Annotated in this window: 28 protein-coding genes; 24 read left to right on the top strand and 4 right to left on the bottom strand. The window is 65.9% G+C overall.

Annotated features, from left to right (window positions below; all coding sequences use genetic code 11):
* The first annotated feature begins 27 nt into the window (after positions 1-27).
* Positions 28-441, top strand: a complete 414-nt coding sequence (gene arfB, locus RTK35_RS15640) for an alternative ribosome rescue aminoacyl-tRNA hydrolase ArfB (protein ID WP_316908390.1) — start codon at positions 28-30, stop codon at positions 439-441.
* 40 nt (positions 442-481) lie between these two features.
* On the opposite strand, the gene RTK35_RS15635 is transcribed toward arfB, so the two are convergent.
* Genes RTK35_RS15635 through phhA form a run of 3 tightly spaced genes read right to left on the bottom strand, consistent with a single transcriptional unit; the run spans position 482 to position 2,919 of the window.
* Positions 482-1,675, bottom strand: coding sequence for an amino acid aminotransferase (locus tag RTK35_RS15635; RefSeq protein ID WP_316908389.1), 1,194 nt, complete (start codon positions 1,673-1,675; stop codon positions 482-484).
* Entirely contained in the window at positions 1,672-2,028 is a 357-nt protein-coding gene (locus tag RTK35_RS15630) for a 4a-hydroxytetrahydrobiopterin dehydratase (RefSeq protein WP_316908388.1), read from the bottom strand. The genes RTK35_RS15635 and RTK35_RS15630 overlap by 4 nt, the downstream gene beginning before the upstream one ends.
* Positions 2,029-2,088: 60 nt before the next feature.
* Entirely contained in the window at positions 2,089-2,919 is an 831-nt protein-coding gene (gene phhA / locus RTK35_RS15625) for a phenylalanine 4-monooxygenase (RefSeq protein WP_316908533.1), read from the bottom strand.
* Positions 2,920-3,275: 356 nt separating this feature from the next.
* On the opposite strand from phhA, the gene RTK35_RS15620 reads away from it, so the two are divergent.
* Positions 3,276-4,835: a sigma-54-dependent transcriptional regulator gene (locus RTK35_RS15620; RefSeq protein ID WP_316908387.1), complete on the top strand. Its 1,560-nt coding sequence runs from the start codon at positions 3,276-3,278 to the stop codon at positions 4,833-4,835.
* Between the two features lie 234 nt (positions 4,836-5,069).
* Here the strand turns inward: RTK35_RS15620 and RTK35_RS15615 are convergent, their stop codons facing one another.
* Positions 5,070-5,780: an XRE family transcriptional regulator gene (locus RTK35_RS15615; RefSeq protein WP_044411536.1), complete on the bottom strand. Its 711-nt coding sequence runs from the start codon at positions 5,778-5,780 to the stop codon at positions 5,070-5,072.
* A gap of 147 nt (positions 5,781-5,927) precedes the next feature.
* Here RTK35_RS15615 and RTK35_RS15610 point away from each other — a divergent pair, with 147 nt between their 5' ends.
* The 22 genes from RTK35_RS15610 (at position 5,928) to RTK35_RS15505 (ending at position 22,970) form a co-directional block, all read left to right on the top strand.
* On the top strand, positions 5,928-6,458 hold the full coding sequence (locus RTK35_RS15610) for a hypothetical protein (RefSeq protein WP_044411537.1): 531 nt from the start codon (positions 5,928-5,930) through the stop codon (positions 6,456-6,458).
* Positions 6,459-6,619: 161 nt separating this feature from the next.
* Positions 6,620-6,994: a putative holin gene (locus RTK35_RS15605; protein WP_044411540.1), complete on the top strand. Its 375-nt coding sequence runs from the start codon at positions 6,620-6,622 to the stop codon at positions 6,992-6,994.
* Complete coding sequence (locus RTK35_RS15600; protein WP_044411543.1) at positions 6,987-7,262, top strand: phage holin family protein; 276 nt, start codon at positions 6,987-6,989, stop codon at positions 7,260-7,262. The genes RTK35_RS15605 and RTK35_RS15600 overlap by 8 nt, the downstream gene beginning before the upstream one ends.
* A gap of 90 nt (positions 7,263-7,352) precedes the next feature.
* The gene (locus RTK35_RS15595; RefSeq protein WP_279802455.1) at positions 7,353-7,886 is read left to right on the top strand and encodes an LIC_12616 family protein; all 534 of its coding nucleotides are present in this window, start codon (positions 7,353-7,355) and stop codon (positions 7,884-7,886) included.
* A 1-nt stretch (position 7,887) separates the two neighbouring features.
* Positions 7,888-9,387: a DUF3383 domain-containing protein gene (locus tag RTK35_RS15590; RefSeq protein ID WP_107329710.1), complete on the top strand. Its 1,500-nt coding sequence runs from the start codon at positions 7,888-7,890 to the stop codon at positions 9,385-9,387.
* 62 nt (positions 9,388-9,449) lie between these two features.
* A complete protein-coding gene (locus tag RTK35_RS15585; protein ID WP_044411548.1) occupies positions 9,450-9,881 on the top strand; it encodes a phage structural protein in 432 nt (143 codons plus the stop codon).
* 2 nt (positions 9,882-9,883) lie between these two features.
* Entirely contained in the window at positions 9,884-10,291 is a 408-nt protein-coding gene (locus tag RTK35_RS15580) for a phage tail assembly chaperone (protein WP_069563008.1), read from the top strand.
* On the top strand, positions 10,288-10,452 hold the full coding sequence (locus tag RTK35_RS15575; protein WP_160158626.1) for a hypothetical protein: 165 nt from the start codon (positions 10,288-10,290) through the stop codon (positions 10,450-10,452). Before RTK35_RS15580 ends, RTK35_RS15575 begins: the two co-directional genes overlap by 4 nt.
* A complete protein-coding gene (locus tag RTK35_RS15570) occupies positions 10,442-12,193 on the top strand; it encodes a hypothetical protein (RefSeq protein ID WP_316908386.1) in 1,752 nt (583 codons plus the stop codon). Before RTK35_RS15575 ends, RTK35_RS15570 begins: the two co-directional genes overlap by 11 nt.
* A 9-nt stretch (positions 12,194-12,202) precedes the next feature.
* Entirely contained in the window at positions 12,203-12,964 is a 762-nt protein-coding gene (locus RTK35_RS15565) for a phage baseplate protein (RefSeq protein WP_044411553.1), read from the top strand.
* A complete protein-coding gene (locus RTK35_RS15560; protein WP_160481214.1) occupies positions 12,961-13,278 on the top strand; it encodes a phage baseplate plug protein in 318 nt (105 codons plus the stop codon). Before RTK35_RS15565 ends, RTK35_RS15560 begins: the two co-directional genes overlap by 4 nt.
* A complete protein-coding gene (locus RTK35_RS15555) occupies positions 13,275-14,132 on the top strand; it encodes a phage protein (protein WP_316908385.1) in 858 nt (285 codons plus the stop codon). The genes RTK35_RS15560 and RTK35_RS15555 overlap by 4 nt, the downstream gene beginning before the upstream one ends.
* Positions 14,125-14,766 (top strand): Gp138 family membrane-puncturing spike protein, encoded by a 642-nt coding sequence (locus RTK35_RS15550; protein ID WP_052807641.1) that lies wholly within the window; start codon positions 14,125-14,127, stop codon positions 14,764-14,766. The genes RTK35_RS15555 and RTK35_RS15550 overlap by 8 nt, the downstream gene beginning before the upstream one ends.
* A 10-nt stretch (positions 14,767-14,776) precedes the next feature.
* Positions 14,777-15,130, top strand: a complete 354-nt coding sequence (locus RTK35_RS15545) for a hypothetical protein (RefSeq protein ID WP_044411559.1) — start codon at positions 14,777-14,779, stop codon at positions 15,128-15,130.
* A gap of 62 nt (positions 15,131-15,192) precedes the next feature.
* Complete coding sequence (locus RTK35_RS15540; protein WP_316908384.1) at positions 15,193-16,338, top strand: baseplate J/gp47 family protein; 1,146 nt, start codon at positions 15,193-15,195, stop codon at positions 16,336-16,338.
* Positions 16,335-16,973, top strand: coding sequence for a DUF2612 domain-containing protein (locus RTK35_RS15535; RefSeq protein WP_044411565.1), 639 nt, complete (start codon positions 16,335-16,337; stop codon positions 16,971-16,973). The genes RTK35_RS15540 and RTK35_RS15535 overlap by 4 nt, the downstream gene beginning before the upstream one ends.
* Positions 16,970-19,276 (top strand): phage tail protein, encoded by a 2,307-nt coding sequence (locus RTK35_RS15530; RefSeq protein ID WP_316908383.1) that lies wholly within the window; start codon positions 16,970-16,972, stop codon positions 19,274-19,276. Before RTK35_RS15535 ends, RTK35_RS15530 begins: the two co-directional genes overlap by 4 nt.
* On the top strand, positions 19,276-19,773 hold the full coding sequence (locus RTK35_RS15525; RefSeq protein ID WP_316908382.1) for a DUF4376 domain-containing protein: 498 nt from the start codon (positions 19,276-19,278) through the stop codon (positions 19,771-19,773). The genes RTK35_RS15530 and RTK35_RS15525 overlap by 1 nt, the downstream gene beginning before the upstream one ends.
* 255 nt (positions 19,774-20,028) lie before the next feature.
* Complete coding sequence (locus RTK35_RS15520; RefSeq protein WP_222900014.1) at positions 20,029-21,654, top strand: hypothetical protein; 1,626 nt, start codon at positions 20,029-20,031, stop codon at positions 21,652-21,654.
* Between the two features lie 127 nt (positions 21,655-21,781).
* Positions 21,782-22,342, top strand: a complete 561-nt coding sequence (locus tag RTK35_RS15515; protein WP_316908381.1) for a glycoside hydrolase family 19 protein — start codon at positions 21,782-21,784, stop codon at positions 22,340-22,342.
* Positions 22,339-22,719 (top strand): hypothetical protein, encoded by a 381-nt coding sequence (locus RTK35_RS15510; RefSeq protein WP_316908380.1) that lies wholly within the window; start codon positions 22,339-22,341, stop codon positions 22,717-22,719. The genes RTK35_RS15515 and RTK35_RS15510 overlap by 4 nt, the downstream gene beginning before the upstream one ends.
* Positions 22,716-22,970, top strand: a complete 255-nt coding sequence (locus tag RTK35_RS15505) for a hypothetical protein (RefSeq protein ID WP_044411579.1) — start codon at positions 22,716-22,718, stop codon at positions 22,968-22,970. Before RTK35_RS15510 ends, RTK35_RS15505 begins: the two co-directional genes overlap by 4 nt.
* The last annotated feature ends 97 nt before the right edge of the window (positions 22,971-23,067 follow it).

The raw sequence follows: 23,067 nt of genomic DNA, 5'->3' as shown, positions 1-23,067 counted from the left end.
GGGCGCCCTTTTTCGCGGGTCGTCGTCATGCTGCAGATTTCCTCCAACGTCCAGATCCCCGACGACGAGATCGAACTGACCGCCATCCGCGCCCAGGGCGCCGGTGGGCAGAACGTCAACAAGGTCTCCAGTGCGGTGCACCTGCGCTTCGACAGCCAGGTCTCGTCGTTGCCGCCGTTCTACAAGGAACGCCTGCTGGCGCTTCGGGATGCGCGCATCACCGCCGATGGGGTGGTGGTGATCAAGGCCCAGCAGTACCGGACCCAGGAACAGAACCGTGCCGATGCGCTGGAGCGTCTGGCGACGCTGATCCGCGAGGCGGCGGTGGTGCAGAAGAAGCGCCGGCCGACGCGGCCCACCCTCGGCTCCAAGACCCGTCGCCTCGACGGCAAGAGCAAGCGCGGGGCGATCAAGGCCGGGCGCGGCAAGGTGGATTACTGAGCCGACCGGGCGACCCCGGGCAGGGGCCGCCTCGGTGCGTTCAGCAGACCTTGGCGATGGCGGCGGCGAGGTCGCCGATGCGGCTGAAGTCCAGCCCGGCGACGTTGGCGCGGCCGGTGCCCACCATGTAGATACTGAACTCGCTGCGCAGGCGCGCCACCTGCTCCGGCGATAGGCCGGTGTAGGAGAACATGCCGCGCTGCACGCCGATGTGGGCGAAGCGCTCGGCCAGGCCGTAGGGCTGCAGGGCTTCCACCAGGCCCCGGCGCAGGTCGGCGACGCGGCGGCGCATGCCCTCCAGCTCGGTGATCCATTCAGCCTTCAGCTTGGCGTCCTCGAGGATGGTGGCGACCACGGCGGCGCCGTGGGCGGGCGGGGTGGACCACAGGTTGCGCGCGTGGAAGGCCAGTTGGCTGCGGACGTCGGCGAGCTTCTCGGCATCTTCGGCGCAGACGATGAGGGCGCCGGTGCGTTCGCGGTAGAGGCCGAAGTTCTTCGAGCAGGAGCTGGTGACCAGCACCTCCGGCAGGTTTTCGGCGAACAGGCGCACGGCCCAGGCGTCGTCGTCCAGGCCATCGCCGAAGCCCTGGTAGGCGAAGTCGATCAGCGGCAGCAGTTCGCGGCGCTTCACCACCTCCAGCACCCGTTGCCAGTCGGCCTGGGCCAGGTCGAAGCCGGTGGGGTTGTGGCAGCAGGCGTGCAGCAGCACCACGTCGCCGACGGGAATGCGTTCGAAGGCTGCCAGCAGGCCTTCGACATCGAGGCGGTTGGCGGCGTCCACGTAGGGGTAGTGGCTGATCGTGACACCGACGGCGTTGAAGATGGTTTCGTGGATCGGCCAGGTCGGGTCGCTCAGCCAGACGCCACGGCCCGGCAGGTTGCGGGCGATGAACTCGGCGGCCAGGCGCAGGGCGCCGGTGCCGCCCGGGGCCTGGGTGGTGCCGGCACGACCGGCGCGCTGTACGGGGTTGCCGATGCCCAGCACCAGGTCCTGCAGCAGGCGGCCGAAGGCGGCGTCACCGTGGCCACCGACGTAGGTCTTGGTAGTTTCCAGCTCCAGCAGGCGCTGCTCGGCGTGCTTCACGGCGTGGGGGATGGGGGTGAGGCCACGGGCGTCCTTGTAGACGCCGACGCCCAGGTCGAGCTTGTTGGGGTGGGTGTCCTGGCGGAAGGCGTCCATCAACCCGAGGATGGGGTCGCCCGGCACCCGGCCCACGGCGGCGAAGTGGCTCATTTGCGGCCCTCGGCGGTTTCGGCGATGCGGTCGGTATGCGCGGCCATGATGAAGTCGTTGCGGTGCAGGCCCTTGGCTTCGTGGCTCCACCAGGTGACGGTGACCTTGCCCCACTCGGTGAGCAGGCCCGGGTGGTGGCCTTCTTCCTCGGCGGCGGCGCCGACGGCGTTGGTGAAGGCCAGGGCGTGGCGGAAGGTGCGGAACAGGAAGACCTTCTCCAGCTGCATGATTCCGTCGCGGACTTCGATGTTCCAGTCCGGGATCTCCTTGATCAGCGTGGCCAGTTCGTCGTCGGAAACCAGCGGGGCGCCGGCGCGGCAGGCTTCGCAGTGCGCTTGGGACAAGGCGGTCATGGGGTTCTCCGTTGTTCGTTCGGCCGGCGTGGCTCGCCGGCTCCTTGAGTCTGGTTCGGTTCAGGCCGCCTTGGGCGGGAATTTCGGCGCGTGCAGGCCGAGGGCCATGGCCTGGTGGACCAGGGCCATGATGTCCTCGTGGGCCAGCTCGAACAGGCGCTTCAGCTCCGGCAGCACGAAGTATAGGGGTTGCAGGATATCGATCCGGTACGGCGTGCGCATCGCTTCCAGCGGGTCGAAGGCCTGGTGCTCGGGCTCGCTGGACAGCGAGTAGAGCGTTTCCTTCGGCGAGGAGAGGATGCCGCCACCATAGATGCGGCGGCCCTGGGGCGTGTCCACCAGGCCGAACTCGATGGTCATCCAGTAGAGGCGGGCGAGGTACACGCGCTCTTCCTTGGTGGCCTTGAGGCCGAGCTTGCCGTAGGTGTGGGTGAACTCGGCGAACCAGGGATTGGTGAGCAGGGGGCAGTGGCCGAAGATCTCGTGGAAGATGTCGGGCTCCTGCAGGTAGTCCAGCTCCTCCGGGGTGCGGATGAGGGTGGCCACGGGGAACTGCTGGCTGGCCAGCAGCTCGAAGAACGTCTGGAAGGGGATCAGCGCCGGGACGCGGGCAACGCGCCAGCCGGTGGCGGCCTGGAGCACGCGGTTGATCTCGTCGAGCTGGGGGATGCGGTCGTGGGGCAGAGCGAGGCGTTCGATGCCGTCCAGGTAGTCCTGGCAGGCGCGCCCTTCGATCACCTTGAGCTGGCGGGTGATGAGGGTGTTCCAGACGGCGTGCTCGCTGTCCGGGTAATGGATGAAGCCGCTGTCGTCCGGCTCGCGGGCCACGTAGTGGGTGGTTTTCATTCGGCCTCCCAGGGCGCGACGTTGTTGTTGTGTTGACCCAGGGATACCGCGTTTCGGTGGGCTGGGGCGGTGCAGGAGGTCGGGTTGGATGGGGAGGCGGGGGTGTGTTTCGTAACGAATTCTTTACGATTTTGCCGGTGGCCGGTGTTTCGGCCTTGCTGGTGCGTCGAAGCGTCACATATTCTTGACGGAAAAATCGGGCAGGACGCTGATTTTCCCGGCACTGCCCCTGGTGTGCACCTCTGAAAACGTAGGCGAGGCCGTCAGCGCAAGGCAAAAACAGGCGAAAAAGCGCAGTTTACGTGGTGTAAATGAGCACTTTGAGTCGGTTTTTAACGCAGCGATGACAACGCAGGTAGTTTTTGGAGGTGCACTGACAAGAGCCCGTTTCGGGGTGCCTCATGCGTATCAAAGTCCATTGCCAGAACCGCGTAGGCATCCTGCGCGACATCCTCAACCTGCTCGTCGACTACGGCATCAACGTCAACCGTGGCGAAGTGGGCGGGGACCAGGGCAACGCCATTTATCTGCTGTGCCCCAACCTCATCAACCTGCAACTGCAATCCCTGCGGCCGAAGCTGGAGGCCATCCCCGGCGTATTCGGCGTGAAGCGCGTGGGGCTGATGCCCAGCGAACGCCGTCACCTGGAGCTGAACGCCCTGCTGGGGGCGCTGGAGTTCCCGGTGCTGTCGGTGGATATGGGCGGCTCCATCGTCGCCGCCAACCGCGCGGCGGCGCAGTTGCTGGGCGTGCGGGTGGACGAGGTGCCGGGCATCCCGCTGTCGCGCTACGTGGAGGATTTCGACCTGCCGGAGGTGGTGCGGGCCAACAAGGCGCGTGTGAACGGCTTGCGCATCAAGGTGCGCGGCGACGTGTTCCTGGCCGACATCGCGCCGCTGCAATCCGAGCACGACGAGAGCGAGGCCCTGGCCGGCGCGGTGCTGACTCTGCACCGCGCCGACCGGGTGGGGGAGCGCATCTACAACGTGCGCAAGCACGAGCTTCGCGGCTTCGACAGCATTTTCCAGAGTTCGCGGGTGATGGCGGCGGTGGTGCGCGAGGCGCGGCGCATGGCGCCGCTGGACGCGCCGCTGCTGATCGAGGGCGAGACCGGCACCGGCAAGGAGCTGCTGGCCCGTGCTTGCCACCTGGCGAGCCCACGCGGGCAGTCGCCGTTCATGGCGCTGAATTGCGCCGGGCTGCCGGAATCCATGGCTGAGACGGAGCTGTTCGGCTACGGCCCCAGGGCCTTCGAGGGCGCCCGGCCGGAGGGCAAGCTGGGGCTGCTGGAATTGACTGCCGGCGGCACGCTGTTCCTCGATGGGGTGGGGGAGATGAGCCCGCGCTTGCAGGCCAAGCTGCTGCGCTTCCTGCAGGACGGCTGCTTCCGCCGGGTGGGCAGCGACGAGGAGGTGTACCTGGACGTGCGGGTGATCTGCGCCACCCAGGTGGACCTGTCGGAGCTGTGCGCGCGGGGCGAGTTCCGCCAGGACCTCTACCACCGCCTCAACGTGCTGTCCCTGCACATCCCGCCGCTGCGCGAATGCCTGGATGGGCTGGCGCCGCTGGTGGAGCACTTCCTCGACTCGGCCAGCCGGCAGATCGGCTGCCCGTTGCCGACCCTGGCGCCCCAGGCGCTGGAGCGGCTGTCGCGCTACCACTGGCCGGGCAACGTGCGGCAGCTGGAGAACGTGCTGTTCCAGGCCGTCTCCCTGTGCGAAGGCGGCCAGGTGCGTGCCGAGCACATCCGCCTGCCGGACTACGGCGCGCCACAGCCCCTTGGGGACTTCTCCCTGGAAGGCGGGCTGGAGGCCATCGTCGGGCGCTTCGAGCGGGCGGTGCTGGAGCGGCTGTTCGCCGACCACCCCAGCAGCCGGCAACTGGGCAAGCGCCTGGGGGTGTCGCACACCACCATCGCCAACAAGCTGCGGCAGTACGGATTGGGTCGGGAAGAGGCTTGAGCCGGCAGGCCGCTGGGGTTCCAGGCGGGGCAGCACAGGGCGTGTTCAACGGCCTGTTAGACCTTGGTGCAATGGTTGGGCCGGCGCTCGGGGGGTACAAAGGACGCGTCTGAATCTTGCGTGATCGGACACAAGCGTTTCTAGCATTCCCATCCCGGAATGAATTGGGCGGGCGACCAGATGGTCGCCCATTTTTTTGCCTGTGTTCCGGAGGTCACGCGGTGCCAGCGCTGCCTAGAGCAGCACCGAATACCAGAACACCCGGCCAATGACGTTGATGTGCTCGGCCACTTCAGTGGCCTCGTAGCGTTCGTCGGGGTGTTCGTCGCTGTTGAAGCTGCGGATGCGCAGCCCGCCGCCGGGGAGGCGGTAGAGCAGCTTCACCCGCAGTTGCCCGTCGTGGTCGAAGGCGTACATGTCGCCGTCCTTGATGGTGCGCGAGCTGGTGTCCACGCCCACCGTGCTGCCGTCGGGCAGGACCGGTTCCATGCTGTTGCCGTTCACCGTCACGCAGGCCGCGCTGGCCGCGTCGATGTTCTTCTTGCGCAGCGAGTACTTGCCGAAGCGCAGCTTGCGCCCGGTGGTCTGCAGCACCACGGTGCTGCCCTTGCCGCCGGACAGTTCCACTTCCTTGTAGAAGGGCAGTTCGACCTCGTCGGGGTCCAGCGGGGTGTCGTCGTCCCAGGACTCCACGGCGCCGGCCCAGTTGGCGTTCGCGCCGGACGGCGGCATGCGCGTGTCGAGCATGCCGCCGTGGCCTTCGGCGAGCCAGCGCGGGCTGACGCCGCAGACGGTGGCGATCTGCGTGGCAAAACTGGTCGCGCGCGACTTGCCACGCTCCAGATCGGAGATGGAGGCCTGGGTCATGCCAGTCGCCTGGGCGAGCTGGACCTGGCTGAGGTTGGCGTGCTTTCGCGCCGCCCGGATTCGGTCTTTGAGTTCCATGGGGCAGCAGATTAACGGTGCGCCTATTTCATTGCAAGCACCTATATATGGGTATTATTATATGTGCCTGTGCTGCCCCGTTGCCGTGAACCGGTCGACGGGGCTTTTGTTTAGCCCCGCCACGGGGCATGGAAAAGGAGACAGCCCATGTTTAACAGCACCGAACAGGCCCTGGCCGTAGCGTATTGGATGGCTGAACACCGGGTGGGGCCGAAGTCGTCCACGGCGATGGCGATCGATGTGCTGCGCGAGCGCTTCGACACCCAGTTCGTCGAGCGCCTGCCCAGCGGCCTGAGCCCCCACGAATGGCAGGCCCAGGCCACCATGACGATCCGTTTCGCCCAGCGCCTGCTGGCCGACCACCCCCTCGAACTGGCCGTGGTTCAGGCCGAATACGCCCACGGGCGCGACTTCGTGCTGGCCATGGCGGCCCTGCGTGACTGGCTCAAGCCGCAGGCCGATTCGGCCGAGCAGCGTGCCGCCCTGGCGCTGCTGATGCGCATGTTCCGCCGCCCGCCCCACAGCATCCGCGAGATCGAGCGCCTGACCGGCCTGTCCAAGAGCACCCTGCACCGCTGGGACCAGGATTGGCGCGCGCGCGTGGCCCTGAAACTGCGCGAAGCCCTGGCGCGCCTGGAGGCGCCGATGAGCCGTGCGGGGATTGTCGTGGCGCATTGAAAATATTTTTGAAAAAACAGGTTCTCCCATATTGACCTGTTGGGACGATAAAGGTAACCTAGCTCCAAGATCGAAATCAGACCATCAAGAGCCCGCCCACCAGCGGGCTCTTTCGTTTCCGGGCCCGGTCGATCATCGGGCCCTCTTCAAGGAGTCCCATCATGACCGAGCCCAGTGTCGCTGCGGCAATGGCAGGGGGGATGACCGGCGCGGGGTTGGCGATCCTGATCCCCAGCATCGATGGCAACGCGCTGATCGGAGGATTCGGCGGTGCCATCTTCTTCGTGGTGTTCGCCCGTGACTACAAGCCCCTGACCCGCGCCGGCTACCTGCTGGTGTCCTGGGTGGGGGGCTACTACGCCGCCGTCGAGGCGGTCAGTCGCGGGCTGGCCCAGACTAGCGGGGTGGTGGCCTTCGTGGCCGCCACCCTCTGTGTCACCGGGGGGATCGGGATGCTCGAATGGATGCGCGGCGGGCAGTTGCCCAACTGGCTGCGCACCTTGTTGCGCCGAGGCGCGGGAGGCCGCAATGGATGACCCGTTGGCCACCGCGACCCTCTTCGTCTGTTCGGCCATCTGCCTGCGGCTGATCACCTACCGGCGGCGCGGTTCGCGCTTCCGCCCCGGTGTTTCGCTCTGCGCCTACCTGATGGCGCTGTGCACCGGCAGCCAGGCCCTGAGCATCGCGGTCGGCCGCTACCCCGTGGGGCAGCTGTCGCCGTGGATGCTGGGGGTGTTGCTGATCCTGCTGGTCCTGGTCTTCAGGGCCCGCGGCAACCTCGCCCGCATCCTGCGCCTGGGCTGACGCCCGGCGCCCACCCGTTCCATCCCCGGCCTGGCCGGGCGGCCCCGGTCGCCCGCGCTGGGTCGTGCCCTGCATATAAAGGAGAACACCATGAGCATCACCGCCACGCGGCTGGATGTGGCGGCCCTGCGCGAAGCGCTGCGCAGCCTGCTGGAGCTGCCGGCCGGGGCGCTGGTGGCCGCCGACCAGGCCGCTGCGCCGCCGGCGGGCCTGTACGCCAGCCTGCGCGAGCAGCAGTCCGCCGAGGTGGGCGTGTCCCGCCGCGAGTTCAACGGCAATGGCGAGCGGGAAACCGTCGTCACCGCCTGTGAAACCACCTTCCACCTCATCACCCATGGCCCCGGGGCGCTGGATCTGGCGCACGACGCGCGCTCGATCCTGCAGTCCAGCCGGGCCCTGGACCGTTTGCGCCGGCTGGGCGTTGCCCTGCCGCGCATGAAACCCATCGACAACCTGTCCGCCGTCGAGGCGGGCGTGGCCAAGGAGCAGGCCCGTCTGGAACTGGTCCTCGCCCATGGCCACCAGGTGGTCCTGGAACAGAAACGCATCGCTTCCTCGGTGGTGACCGCCCACACCGATACGGGCCTCACCGCCACCCTTACAGTGAATCCAACGGAGACCTGATATGTCCCTTCCGCTTTCGCAGATCGTCAACGTACAACTCAACGTTCAACCGGTGGCCAGCCCGCGCCGTGACTTCGGCCAGCTCGCCCTGTTCACCCCCGAGGCCGGCAACGTCTTCACCGACGCCGCCACCCTCTACATCAGCTGCGCCAGCCAGGCCGAGGTGGAAGCCGCCTTCGGCAGCACCTCCCAGACCGCCCTGGCCGCCAGCGCCTTCTTCGCCCAGAGCCCGCGACCCAAGCAACTGCTGGTGGCGCGCTGGCTGAAGAACACCCGCAACGTGCCGGCGGTGAAGGCCGCCCTCAACGGCACGCCGCTGGTGGCCACCCTGGACCAGCTCAAGGCCATCAGCGCCGGCCAGTTCTCGGTGACCGTGGACGGCGTCCGCCAGGACGTCACCGGCCTGAACTTCAGCGCCGCCAGCGACCTGCCGGCCATCGCCGCGCTGATCGACGCCAAGCTCACCGCCCAGGCCGTCAGCTGCCGCTACGACGCCGTGGCCAACCGCTTCATCCTCGAAGCCGATGTCGCCGGCCAGGCCAAGTCCGTCGGTTTCGTCCAGGACCTGGGCGCCACCGGCACCTACCTGGGTGGCCTGCTGCGCCTGGAGAACGGCATGGCGCAGAAGGTCGCCGGCCGCGATGCCCTGGTGCTGGCTGCGCAGACCCTGCCCGAGGCCTTCACCGCGCTGCTGGAGGTTAACTCCGGATGGTACGCCGCCACCGTCGCCGCGTCCCTGACCGACGACGAGATCGAACAGGCGGCCGCCTGGGTGCTGGCTGCGGACAAGAAGGTCTTCGGCGTCACCACCCAGAACCCCAGCCACCTGGAGAACGTGCCGAGCAACCCGTTCAAGCGCCTGAAGGATCGCCAGAGCTACCGCACCGTCGCGGTCTACGACAAGAACGACCCCTACGCCGTGGCCAGCTGGCTGGCGCGTGCGCTGTCGGTGAACTTCGCCGCCAACAACTCCACCCTGACCATGAAGTTCAAGCAGTTGCCAGGCATCAGCGCCGACAACCTGACCCTCACCGAAGCGGACAAGTGCCGGAAGCTGGGCCTGAACTTCTACACCTACTTCGACGAGTCGGCGATGGTCGCCGAGGGCACCGTGATCGGTGGCCGCTTCTTCGATGAAGTGCACATCCTCGACTGGTACGTCGACGCGGTGCAGAAGGAGGTCTTCGCCACCCTCTACCGCTCTTCGAGCAAGGTGCCGCTGACCGACGCCGGTGTGGCGCGCCTGCTGGCCGCCGTGCGCAAGGTCTGCCGCGAGGGCGTGAACAACGGTGCCTTCGCCCCCGGTGTATGGAACGGCGACCCCTTCGGCAACCTGGTCAGCGGCGAGCGCCTGGACGAGGGCTACTACGTCTGGGCCGACAGCGTCGACAACCTGTCCACCTCCGACCGCGAGCAGCGCAAGGCGCCGCCGATCCAGGTGGCCCTGAAGATGGCCGGCGCCGTTCACTCCGTGGACGTGCTGGTCAACTTCGACCGCTGATCCCGACCCACCCAACGTTTTCCGGCCCCCGCGTGGGGCCTTTTCATTTCCGGAGATTTTCCATGGCTATCTACGACCAGAAACAACTGTCCGTCCTGATCAACGGCTACGAGATCAGCGACTGGGGCGCCGGCGCCGATGTCCTCAAGCTGGCTTTCACCGCCGAATCCGGCTCCATGAAGATTGGCAGCAACGGCACCGGCGTGTTCGTTGCCAACAACGACCGGTCCGCGACCCTCACCCTGAAGCTCAAGCAGCACTCGCGTGACAACAAGTTCCTCAACAGCCTGCGCCTGCTGCAGGAAGGCAACCTCAAGGCCTTCACCCCGCTGACCCTGGAAATGCGCGACCTGCTCAACGAAGACCTGATCAGCGCCACCCGCGGCTACTTCACCAAGCGTCCCGAGGTGACCCGTGGCAGCGAGGCCAACGACACCACCTGGACCATCGTCTTCGAGCGCGCCAACGTGAACCTGGAACAAGGAGTCGCCTGACCATGAACGCCGAACATCGCATCAACCTCGACGGCTTCGACTACGTCATGCGCCCGGCCAACGCCATGCCGGCCTGGAACGCCCTGAAGAAGGCCGCGCGCCTGCTGCAGGGCGTGGAGATCAAGCGCGGCGAGGGCGGCGACAGCCTGGCCATCGGCGCCATCCTGGCCAACCTGGGCGATCCGGTGGTGGCGGAGATCGAAGCGCTGGTGATCCAGCAGACCAATGTGCAACCGGCCGACGGCGCGGCATTCCGCCTCGCCGACCGCGCCGAGGCGCACTTCAACCAACACCGCGGGCACCTGGTGCCGCTGCTGGTGGAGGGGGTGAAGTACCAGTTCGCCGATTTTTTCGCCGCCGCCGCGCCAGCCCTGTCGGCGATTCTGCCGGGACCGGCCAAGGCGGAGTGACCGACTGGTTCCTGTTCACCCCTGTCATGCGCCAGCTCTGCACCCTGCACGAGCTGCGCGCGCTCTACACCCTGGCCGACCTGTGCGACTTCCATGACGCGATAGCCGAATGGGATGACGCACAGCGTCAGGCCCACGAGAGGCAGGCCAATGGCAATTGAAATTGGAATCCAACAACTCAGCACGCAGTTCGCGCTGGGCCTGCAGCAGATCACCAACACCCTGAAGCAGGAGCTGAACGTCATCAGCAATACGCTGGTGCAGGAGATCAGCGTGGTGAACCACCTCAGGCAGAACGTCGAGGTCACCCGCAACACCCTGCTCTCCAGCAACAAGGCCCACTACACCTACATCGAGACCCTCAACCAGGTTCAGGGCAAGGCGGCGCAGGTCGAGGGCAGTACCTCCAGGATCGGCGGCGCCATTTCCCAGGTGTCCTCCAAACTCTTCGACTTCGTGCAGTCCTCCCTGGGCAGCCTGAAGGACCTCAAGGCCGGGCCGGATGCCCTGGGCGTCGTCACCGACGAGCAGGCCCAGTCGGCCAAGGACTACCAGACGTCCATGGAGAAACTGGACAAGGTGCTGGACGGGGTCAAGACGCGGGTCGGCCTGGGCCTCGCCCCGCAACTGTCATTCCTGGCGGACCGCTTCCTCGCGGTGGTGGACGCCAACAAGGAGCTGATCACCGAAGGGCTGCAGAAGACCATGACGCTGGTCGCCGAAGGCCTGGACGCGGTCTACAACTTCGGCCGCGCGCTGGACTTCGTGGTCAGCGGAACCGTCGGTTGGGACAACGCCCTGATGATGCTCGGCACGGCCCTGCTCTGGGTCGGCCGCGCCAGCCTGATGGCCTTCGCCACCAACCCCATCATGTGGATCATCGCCGCCCTGGTGGTGGTGATCGCCCTGGTGGACGACTTCATGACCTACCTGGACGGCGGCGAATCGGCCTTCGGCGGCGTCTGGGAGCCGCTGGTGAAGGGCTTCAAGGAAGTCGGCGCCATCCTCGCGGACATGAAGGCGCAGTTCGACGCCTTCTGGGCGGAGAACGGCGAGACGGTGATGGCCTTCGCCGACGGCCTGATGATGTTCATCGGCGCGGGCATCAGCAACGTCATCAACCTGTTCAAAGGCTTCTCCGCCTTGCTCAGAGGAGATTTCGACGGCGTCAAGGAAGCGTTCGGCGGGATATTCGAAGGCTTGGCCACGCAGTTCGAAGTGATCGGCAGCCTGTTCTCCTGGGAGCCGTTGCTCAATGGCATCGCTGCGGTAGAGGCCGTGCTGAATGGGCTGAAGGCGCAATTCATGGCCTTCTGGACGGAGGGCAGCGAGTCGGTGATGGCCTTCGGCGAGGGCCTGATGGTCGTCATCGGCGCCAGCATCAGCAATCTCTTCAATCTGCTGAAAGGAATCTTCGCCCTCATCACTGGCGACTTCGACGGCCTCAAGGAAGCCTTCAACGGCTGGTTCGAAGGCGTGGCAGCGCAGTTCGAGGTGCTCAGCGCCGGGTTCAAGAAGGTCGCCGGGATGTTTGGTTTCGGTGGCGACAAGGAAGGCGCGCCCGAGGCAGCCAAGGAGTCGCCTGGGATGTTCTCCGGCGTGGCCGGGTTCTTCGGCTGGAACAGCACCGACGACCAGGCCGCCACGGCACCTCGCCTGGTGGAAGGCGCCAGCCAGTTCACGGCCGGTGTGCAGGATGCACAGAGCCGCGCGGCGCTGGGCGCTGGCGTCGGCGCAGCCGCCCTCGCGGCGCCGGTGAGCAACAACAGCTTCAACCAGTCGGTCACCGTCCACGTGAGCGGAGACAACCCCCAAGCCATCGGACGGGAGGTCGCCGAGCAGGTGGCCTCCAACCAGCAGCGCCTGGCCACCCACAACAACCAGAGTGACATCAGACAGTGAGGTGAATCGATGGTCATGCTGATCAACCGCCGCATCGGCACGATGAGGCTCGATGCGGTCATCAACGAAACCCACACCGCTGAACTCAAGATCACCGAAAACCCGGTGGAGAGCGGCGCCAACATTGCCGACCACGCCTACGCGCAGCCCCGCACATTGAAGATCAAGGGCATCGTGGTCGAGCATTACGACCCCCTGGCGGCACTGGCCGCCGAGGTCACGCCGGGGCTGCGCAGCAGTGTCGACTTCGTCGACGAGGTGAAGCCGGGGATCCTGGCCAACCTGACCCGGCAGGCCCGCAATCGGGCCCAGCGCGAGCTCAAGAGCTGGCTCAAGCCCCAGGTGGATACGCCCAAGGCCCGGCCCCTGGCGCCCTGGATGCTGGAGTACCAGCCGCTGTCGCGCTTCGACAGCTCGCCCAGCCAGTCGCGCCTGCAACAGGTCTACCAATGCCTGCTGGACACCCAGAAGGCCGGTGAGCTGCTGCAGGTGCAGACCGGTTTCTACCTGTACAAGAACATGCTGCTCACCACGATTTCCGCCGTGCAGGCCATCGATGGCGCCATCGAGCTGGACCTGACCCTGCGCGAAGTCCTGGTGGTGGATACCCGCGTCATCAATGGCGTGGTCACCCCGGCGGCCGGGACCAAGCGTTCCGGCCGCTCCCAGTGCCAGGCAGCGGAGAAGAAGTCCAAGGGCAAGACCACGCCCAAGACCAAGAAGCGCAATGAGAGCTTTGCGCATGCGGTAGGCAGGACGGTGTTCTCATGAAGCAGATCCCCATCAGCAGCGACCCGCTGCAGGAGCAGAGCTTCGAGTTCGCCGGCTACCGCCTGCGCCTGACCCTTCGCTACAACAGCATCGGCGACCACTGGGCCATCGACCTGCTGGACGAGACCAAGGGCACCTGGCTGGCCCAGGGCCTGACCCTGGTGACCGGCGTGCCGATGCTCTGGCGCAGCACCCTGCCGTTCTTCCTCTGGCTGGAGGATGTCAGCGGCGTCGGCCTCGATCCCATCGGGGGCGATGACATGGGCAGCCGCTGCCTGCTCCACATCGGCGAGAAAGCGGAGGTGCAGCCATGAGGCAGTTCGGCCGGCGTTACCGCTTGATCCTCGGTGCCGACCAGGAAGGGCTGGTGATCGACAGCCTGCGGGTGGCCTTCGACTTCACCAAGAGCATCGACAACAAACCCAACCCGGGGACGATCCGCGTCTGGAACCTCAACCCCGAGCACCGCGAACAACTGCAGGACGGCACCCTGCGCAAGGCCTGGCTCTGGGCCGGCTACAGCGAGCTGCGCCTGCTCTACGCCGGCGACATCGCCGAGGCGGCGGTGGAGCGCAAGGACCTGGACAACATCACCGTGCTCACCTGCGCCACCGGCGCGGTGGATTACCGCGAGGCGCGCATCAGCCGCTCCCTCGCCGCCGGCAGCACTGCCGACGACCACGTCAAGGCAGCGGTGCAGTCGATGAAGTCCACCACGCCGGGGCAGATCACCCTGCCCAAGCAACGGCCCCTGCCGCGCGGCAAGGTACTTGTGGGGCTGAGCCGCGACGTGCTCAGCCAGGTGGCGGCGGAGCAGGGCGCCGACTGGTCCATCCAGGACGGCGAACTGCTGCTGCTGCCCGCCGGCAACGTGCTGGACGACCAGGCCGTGTTCCTCTCCCAGGAAACCGGCCTGATCGGCTCACCCAAGGAAGTGGAGGGCGGCCTGGAGCTGACCTGCCTGATCGACCCGGCACCCCGGGTCGGTGGCACGGTGCGGGTGAAGTCCATCGAGCCGCGCTTCGACGGCGACTACAAGATCGTCAGGATCATCAGCAAGGGCGACGTCATGGAGAAGGACTGGTTCTGCGTGCTCACCGTGAGCAAGGGCGAGTTCCAGCCGGCCGGCGGCGCCAAGAGCCAATCCGGAGGCAAGAGCAATGGGTAACTATGACTGGCAGACCCCCTCGACCGAGGTCGCCATGGGCACCGCCCTCGACACCCGCATCAAGCGCCTGCACACCGCGCTGCCGGGGCGCATCGTCGCCTTCGATGCCGCCCGCCAGGTGGCCAGCGTGCAGCCGATGATCGAGCAGCAGCTGATGGATGGCTCGCGCCAGCCCCTGCCGATGCTGCCCGACGTGCCGGTGCAGTTCCCCCGCGGCGGCGGCTTCGTGCTGACCTTCCCGGTCAAGCCGGGCGACGAATGCCTGCTGGTGTTCAACGAGCGCTGCATCGACGGCTGGTGGCATTCCGGTGCCTCCAGCGAACCGCTGGACTACCGCCAGCACGACCTGTCGGACGCCGTGGCGGTGATGGGTATCAGCTCGCTGCCCCAGGTCGTCCCGGCCTTCGCCACCGACGCGGTGGAACTGCGCCGGCTGGACGGTTCGGCCTATGTACGCCTGGACGAGGGCGGCACCCTGACGCTGGACGGCGCCAAGGTGCTGATCAAGTGCCCTGTGGTGTTCGAGGCGGGCATGACCGGCAAGGGCGACGTGGTGTCCAGCGGCATCAGCCTGGAACGCCACCTGCACGGCCAGGTCATGGCTGGCCCGGCCGTCACCGGTGTGCCGCAATGAGGACACGACAATGAGAGTGAGACGAATAGACAAGGACGGCGACTGGACCTTCGGCCAGGGCCGCAACAACTACGCCGACGGCGGCGAATGCGTGGCCCAGCGAGTGTGCACGCGCCTGCGCTCCTTCCAGGGGGACTGGTTCCTCGACCTGGAGCACGGCCTGCCCTGGCTGCCCCGCATGGAGCGGCCGGCGGACCTGGCGCAGATCGAGGTGGACATCAAGCGCTGCATCCTCACCACCGAGGGGGTGAGCGAGATCCTCGACTTCCAGCTGGACGTCACCCCCGACGACCGGCGCCTGGCCATCGGCGTCACGCTGCGCGACAACCTCGGCAATGACCTGAGTACCCGCGTCCAGCGCTGATCGGCCGCCGCCGTCAAACCGAAGCCCCACCTCGCGTGGGGCTTTTTCTTTGGAGAACCAACATGGGACAACTGACCAACAAGGGCTATGTCGGTGTACGCCTGGACAGCATCCTTGCGGAGCTGGACCAGGGGTTCCGAGCCATCTATGGCAACGACATCGACCTCGCGCCCGACAGCCCCGACGGGCAGATGCTCGGGCTCATCGCCCAGGTCCGTGCGGACCTGGAGGAGCTGGGCGAGGTCATCTACCGCGCCCTCGATCCGGACCACGCCAGTGGCGACTGGCTCGAACAGCGGGTCGCCTACGCCGGGCTGACCCGGCGCCAGGCGCGCTACAGCTACCTGCGCGGCACCGCCCTCACCGGGCGTGCCGGCACCCAGATTCCCGCCGGCGCCGTGCTGCGCGACGCCAACCGCGGGCGCTGGCTGCTCACCGCCGACGTCACGCTGGGTGTCGACGGCTCCGCCCGCGCCGACTTGCGCAGCGAAGCGCTGGGCGCCTACAACCTGCCGGCCAACAGCAGCCTCACCCTCGAGACCCTGGTGCTGGGCTGGGACACCGCCACCACCCAGGCGCCCGCCGAAGTGGGCGCCGAGGAGGAGACCGACGCCGAGCTGCGTGCGCGCTTCTTCCGCAGCCGCGCCCGCCCGGCGCAGAACAGTCTCGATGGCCTGGTGGCCGCGCTGCTGCAACTGCCGGATGTGCGCCAGGTGGTGGGGCTGGAGAACACCGGCCCGACCGTAGACGCCGACGGCGTGCCGGGCCACAGCCTCAACCTGATCGTCGATGGCGGCGAGGAGCAGGCCATCGCCCAGGCGATCTTCCAGCGCAAGCCGGCGGGCACCGGGCTCATGGGCCAGCAGTCGCGCACCGTGGTGGACGGGCAGGGCATGAAGCGCCTGATCCGTTTCGACCGCCCGGCGGTGGTGGACTGCAAGGCCTTCGTCCAGCTGCGGCGCGACGCCGAGTTCACCGCCATCGACGTGGCGGCGATCAAGGCGCAACTGGCGCAGCTGGACTTCCGCATCGGCCAGGACGTGCAGCTGTCGCGGCTCTACAGCCCGATCAACACCGTCCAGGGCTTCTGGGTCGAGCAGCTGAAGATCAGCCGCCGCAGCGGCACCCCGGCGGCGGACAACATCGCCATCGGTGTGCGTGAACGGGCGCGGTTCGCCCCGTCCGACATCGAGGTGGTGGTGCTATGAGCTATGACCGCCTGCTGATCTGGCAATACCAGGGCAAGCCCCGGGCCGCCGCCACCGCCGAACTGATCTCGCGACAGTTCGGCGACACCTGGCAAGGCCTGTCGAGCCTGCCCGACGCGCTCGACATCGACCGCGCGCTAGGCGCCAACCTCGACCTGGTGGGCAAGCACGTCGGCCAGAGCCGCGTGCTCAACGGGCTCGCCCCGCGCAGCCTGTTCGGCTTCCACGAAGTCCCCGGTGCCCGTGGTTTCGGCACCGGCAAGTGGTACCGCATGGGCGACCCGCTGGAAGAGTCGGCGGTGCTGGATGACGACGACTACCGCTTCCTCATCCGCTGCCGCATCGCCCGCAACTACCAACTCGGCACCGTCGACGACATCAGCGCAGCCCTGCGCTTCATCTTCGACAGCGAGAGCCTGGTCTTCGACCAGTACGACATGAGCCTGACCGTGGTCATCCGCAGCGACCAGGTCAGCGACTTCAAGCGCTATGCGCTGAACACCCTGGACATCCTGCCGCGACCGGCGGGTGTCCGTATCCAGTTCTACGTCGCTGTGCCCCAACGGGCCTTCGGCTTCCGGGGCGCCGCCGGCGCACTCGGCTTCAACCAAGGAAAATTCGCGAGGTTCCTATGACGCATTACTCCCGTCCTGACGAACTGGTCTTCGCTTCCGGCGCCAAGCCGGGCGAGGTCCAGGGTTTCCCCGACATTCCCCGTGGCTGGGGCGTGGCCTACGACCAGACCGCCGGCATCCCGCCGATGGAGTGGTTCAACGCGCTGTTCAAGCGCGGTGACGAAGGCCTGCGCTACCTGCTGCAACGCGGCATCGCCGACTGGTCGGCCACCGAGGACTACCCCGTGGACGCCCACGTTCAGGAGGGGGGTAAGGTCTGGAAGGCCAAGGTGGCGAACCTTGGCAAGCGGCCGTCGGTCAACCCCGGCGAATGGGTGGAGACGGCGCTGACGCGTGAGGCGTTGAAGGCGTTGATCCAGGAGCAACTGGGCGGTGGCACCCTCAACTTCGGCCAGTGGCAATGGAGCAGCGCCACCTCCGGCGGCGTGGCCAACGGCTACCTGGCGCTGAACGCCACCAACCCGGCCGACGCCACCGCGCTGATGATCGCCAAGTCCAGCGCCGAAGGCCTGGACTACAGCCGCAGCGTGGCCTTGCTGCGGGCCGGCGACACCCTGTGCATCCAGAGCCGCCCGGGCGGCACCGTCGCCCACCGCTTCCGCGTCACTGGCGAGCTGGTGGACAGCGGCGCCTACCGCTCGGTGCCGGTGGTGTACGTCAGCGGGGCTGGGGGCGTGCCGGCCTCCAATGCGCTGCTGCAGGTGTTGATGACGCCGGCGGGGGCTTCGGACATGGGCATGCCGCTGCTGTCCGTCCAATGGTGGGTCAGCCGCGCCAGCATCCCCGCCGGTTGCGCCCCGGCCGATGGCCAATTGCTGAGCCGCGCGCTGTACCCCGACGTCTGGGCTGCCATTCGCGATGGCAAGGTGCCCAAGACCACCGAAGCGACCTGGAGCAGTGACCCTACCCAGCGCGGCATGTTCACCGAGGGTGACGGCAGCACCACGTTCCGCATGCCGGATTACAACGGCAAGGCGATGGGGTCGTTGGGGGCGCTGTTCCTGCGGGGGGATGGGGCGTTGTCTTCTAGCCGTGCTGGCGTGATTCAGCGGGATGCCATGCAGGATCACAAGCACCGCACGACGCTTGGTGACGCCAGTTTCACCAACCCATCTTCCAAGAACGATGGATTGGAGTCGTTACCGACCAACCCTACTGTCGGTGGAGCCGGTACAGGTAACTATTACCGTTACCTGACAGGTACCCCGATTGCCGACGGCAGCAACGGCACAGTACGCACCGACGCCGAAACGCGCCCGCTCAACGTCACCGGTTGCTGGATCATCAAGATGGGCAGCGAAGTGACCAACCCTGGGGCAATTGATGCCGCTGCGGTTTCTTCGACCTATGCGAAGTTGGTGACGCGGGTGGAAGCGATTGAGGGCGCGGGCATGCCGCTTATGTCCGTGCAGTGGTGGGTCAGCCGCGCCAGCATCCCCGCCGGCTGCGCCCCGGCGGACGGCCAACTGCTGAGCCGCACGCTTTATCCCGATGTCTGGGCCGCCATTCGCGATGGCAAGGTGCCCAAGACCAGCGAAGCGACCTGGAGCAGTGATCCAACTCAGCGCGGCATGTTCACCGAGGGTGACGGCAGCACCACGTTCCGCATGCCGGACTACAACGGCAAGGCAGCGGGATCGTTGGGGGCGTTGTTCATGCGGGGGGATGGGGCGTTGTCGGCGGGTGGTGCTGGCGCCATTCAAGGTTCGCGGAGTAACAGTCTCAGTCGTGTTCGACTCGAAACAACGTATGACATCAGTACCAACACTGATATGAGCATTCCCGAGGACGGGAGCTACTCACAGCGGCTCGCAGCGGATTGGGTCAACCATGGCATTCGGTTTGCGAAGTCGGGGGGAGAGACTCGGCCGCTCAACGTAACTGGTTGCTGGATCGTCAAGATGGGCAGTGGCGTGACCAACCAAGGAACAATTGATGCCGCTGCGATCTCTTCTACTTACGCAGCGTTGGCAACGAGAGTGGAGGCGCTTGAAAGTCGACCGCGTACGCTCGGTGACGGCCAGCAGTGGCTTGATGTGACAGCGCAGCGGGCACTTGGCACGACTTACACAAACACCACGAATCAGCTGATCAAGGCGCGGGTGACCGTGCAAGTTTCGACGAGCAGTGGTGGTTCACTCATTGCCCAGGTCAATGGCTCGTCGGTTGATCGCGGAACGCAGAGTTATTTGGGCAGTGCCCCGACTAGCAACGATATCGAAGTACCCCCCGGAGCCACCTACAGGTTTTTGATGGGGTCGGGTTCTTCTGGGTCAGTACTAACTTGGTGGGAGATGCGCTGATGATTTATTTCAAGGATCTGGCAGGTGAAGTATTCGCTTATGACAGTGCTGAGGAGCGTCATGAGTTCGGCAAAGCCGAACTGGTCCCAATGACTGCAACGGAGGTTGAGGCGCATCTCAACCCACCCGCGCCTCTGCCCAATACAGCGGAAATAGATGCCGCCCGTGACGACCGTCTTGCGAGGGGGATCGAGTTCCAAGGCACGTTGTTCCAATCCCGGCCAATCGACCGTGAACGTATCACCGAAGCCGCTCAACTGGCCTTCATGGCTGCAGCCAGCGGCGCCAAGCCGGGTGATCTGCGTTGGCTGGAACCTGAGCAGGATTTCACCTGGATCGCCGCCGACAACACACTGGTGCCGATGGATGCGCCTACTGTCGTAGCCTTCGCCAAGGCCATGGCAGCGCGCACCCAGGCATTGGTCCTGGCAGGGCGTCGCCTGAAGGACATGGACGCCATCCCCAGCGACTACACCGACGACAAGTGGTGGCCATGATGGCGCACCTTGCCAAACCTCTGATCTCCCCGCGCCCATTGGCGCCCGACCGGCTCGACTGAGCCTTCTCTCCCCAGCCCGCTCACGCGGGCTGGGCGTTTCAACCTGAGCCATGGCGAGCATCGATTCGTGATCGGTGGGGCGTTTGCCCCTCCTTTGTTCCCGAGCGCCAGCCCCCTTCCAGAGCGGGCCGCGCTCAATCGCCGGCCGTTGTGCCGGCGATTTTCTAGCCACGAATCGAATGAGGTTTTACCCATGACTCAATACAAACGTCCTGACGAGACGGTCTTTGCATCCGGCGCCAAAACCGGAGAAGTCGAGAATTTCCCCGACATCGCCCGAGGTTGGGGCGTGTCGTTCGATCAGACCAACGGCATCCCGCCGATGGAATGGTTCAACGCGCTGTTCAAGCGCAATGACGAAGCCCTGCGCTATCTCCTGCAGCGGGGCATCGCCGAGTGGTCGGCGACCGAGGATTACCCCGTGGGAGCCCACGTGCAGGAGGGGGGCAAGGTCTGGAAGGCCAAGGCGACAAGCCTGGGCAAGCGGCCATCGAGCAGCCCAAGTGAATGGGGGGAGGCCGCGCTGACGCGTGAATCCATCACGGCCCTGATCCAGGAGCAATTGGGTGGGATCGGGATCAAGGGGCGGGTGCGTGCGGCAAGCACGGGCAATCTGACCCTCAGCGGTCTGCAGGTCGTCGATGGCGTCAACTTGCTCGATGGTGATCGCGTGTTGGTGAAAAACCAGAGTGCAGCCAAGGACAACGGCATTTATCTGGTCACAACCGGCCCCTGGATACGGACGCCAGATGCCGACATCTCGGCTGAAATGACCCCAGGCTTACTGGTCGCCGTCGAACAGGGCAACAGCCAGGCAGACAGTTTGTGGCAGTTGGTCACCGACGGCCCTATCAACCTGGGCACCACCTCACTTGGCTTCGAGATGGCCTTCGGCCGCAACCTGGTTTCCGCTGCCAGCTACGACATCGTCACGGTGAACAATCGCGGTCTGGTCGTAGGAGGTGCTCCGCGCCAGGTGATTACGGTTTCCAGTGACGTGACTTTGGCCGCAAGCCAGATGAGCCTGGTTGTGATCGACGCCAGTGCGGGTCCCCGCACCGTCACCCTGCCGGCATCCAACCCTGCTCTTGGGGTTGTCGACGTGATTGTCCGTCGGCTGGACAACACGGCGAATCGATTGGTCATCCAGGCAGCTAATGGGGACCGGGTGCGTTTTCACACGCACCTCAATGGTGGCGGCTATCCGTTCTTCGTATTGATGGGGGCTGGTGACTACTGGCATCTGCGCAGTGATGGCACGGGTGGTTGGTATCCCCTGGATCGTCTGGATAACACGCCTTTGGGGCGTCCGGTTTTCCATACGAGCACGGCGACGATGCCCGGTGGGTACGAGTCCATGAATGGAGGCTTGCTCAGCCGGGCGTTGTGGCCATGGCTTTGGGATCACGCGCAGCAGTCGGGCATGTTGGTCACGGAGGCTGCGCGCGGGGGTATGGAAGGAAGTTGGACGAGCGGCGACGGCAGCAGCAACTTCCGTTTGCCCGATGTGCGAGGAGAGTTTCTTCGCTCGTTTGATGAAGGGCGGGGTATTGATGCCGGGCGTGTAATGGGAAGTTTGCAGGGCGATGCCATTCGAAATATTAAAGGCAGTGCTGCGGGTAACTATTTATCTAGTCAACCAACCGCCGCGGAGGGCGCACTTTTTTCAAGTATTACTCAGTTGGCTAACCGTTATAGCTACGGAAATGGTTCTTACTGGGGGGCGACGATGAACTTCGATGCTTCCTTGGTTGTGCCAACTGCAGGTGAAAATCGTCCGCGAAATATTGCGTATGTAAGTCGAGTAAAAGTTATCTAAAGGTTCTTGGCTTTCTTTGGTTTTTTTATTCGACTATTAGTTGGTAGGTTTTTACATGAGTAGTGCAAGTTATATGGATCATTTAGTTGAGGCGGGAACGAGTTGTATTGGTGGCATTGCTTTGAGCATGGATTTGCAACTTGTATTTCTCCGTTTCTCCCTCACCACCCCCACCCGTCAATCCGCCTTCCTCGCCCAAGCCGCCCACGAATCCGCCGGTTTCACCCGGCTGACCGAGAATCTCAACTACAGCGCCACCGGCCTGGCCACTACCTGGCCGGGACGTTTCCGGGGTGCGGATGGGCAGCCCAATGCGCTGGCCCGCAGCCTGCACCGTCGGCCCGAGGCGATTGCCAATGTGGTGTATGCCAACCGCATGGGGAACGGACCCGAGGCTTCCGGAGACGGTTGGCGGTACCGGGGCAGGGGGCTGTTGCAGATCACCGGTCGGGCCCAGTACCAGCGTTGCGGTGCGGCGCTGGGGCTGCCCCTGGTGGAGCAGCCGGATCTGCTCGCCCAGCCGGAGCCGGCCGTGCTTTCGGCCGCCTGGTTCTGGCAGGTGAATGGGCTGAACGAACTGGCTGATGCCGGGGACTTCGAGGCCATCACCCGGCGCATCAACGGTGGGCTCAATGGCCTGGCCGAGCGTCGGGCGCTCTGGGCGAAGTTCCGGGAGGCGCTGGCATGAGTGCCTTCCTTTCTAGCCGTTGGTTGGCCTGGGGGCTTTGTGCCCTCGGGCTGGTCGGGTTCGGCGCCTGGATGGCGGGGCAGTTCTACCGGCCCCGGTTGGACGATGCCCGTGCGCAGTTGGCCGTGTTGCAACAGGCCGATCAGGCCAATCGCCTGGCGCTGCTCAAGCAGGGCGAGGCAATGGCCGAACTGGAGCGCCAGGGACATGCGCGCAGCGAGCACGCCGAGGCAGCTGTTGCCGAAGCGCGGTCCCGGTCCGCCCGTGACTACCACGCCGCCGCCCAGGTGATGCTGGAGCCCACGCCCGTGGCCGATGCCTGCGAGGCGGCGAGGCACGCGTTTGCCGAGGAGCTGCGGCGCGAGCGTGCGCCATGAACGGGGTGTGGCTATTGCCCCTGGGTCTGCTGGCCGGATGTGTCGCGCCAGCTGTGCCGCCGCCCATGGAGGTGCGTGTGCCGGTGCCGGTTCCGTGTCGTGTCGAGCTGCCGGCTGCCCCGGCTTTTGCCGTATCGGCACTGGCGCTGGATGCGCCGATCGATCAACAGATGAAAGCGCTGCGGGCCGAACGCCTACAGCGCATGGGCTACGAGCGAGAGCTTGTGGCCGCCCTGGACGCCTGCCGCTAGCAGGCTGTTGAACACCTGAACGCTGCTACGGCAACGCTGCGGGTTGTTCAGCGGCCTGCCGGGGCGGACGTCAGTTCCCTTCCCATTTCCTACCTTC

Source organism: Pseudomonas sp. zfem003 (genome assembly GCF_032621675.1).
In the GTDB taxonomy this organism is placed as follows: Bacteria; Pseudomonadota; Gammaproteobacteria; order Pseudomonadales; family Pseudomonadaceae; genus Metapseudomonas; species Metapseudomonas otitidis.
This window is presented reverse-complemented; position numbering and strand designations above follow the sequence as displayed.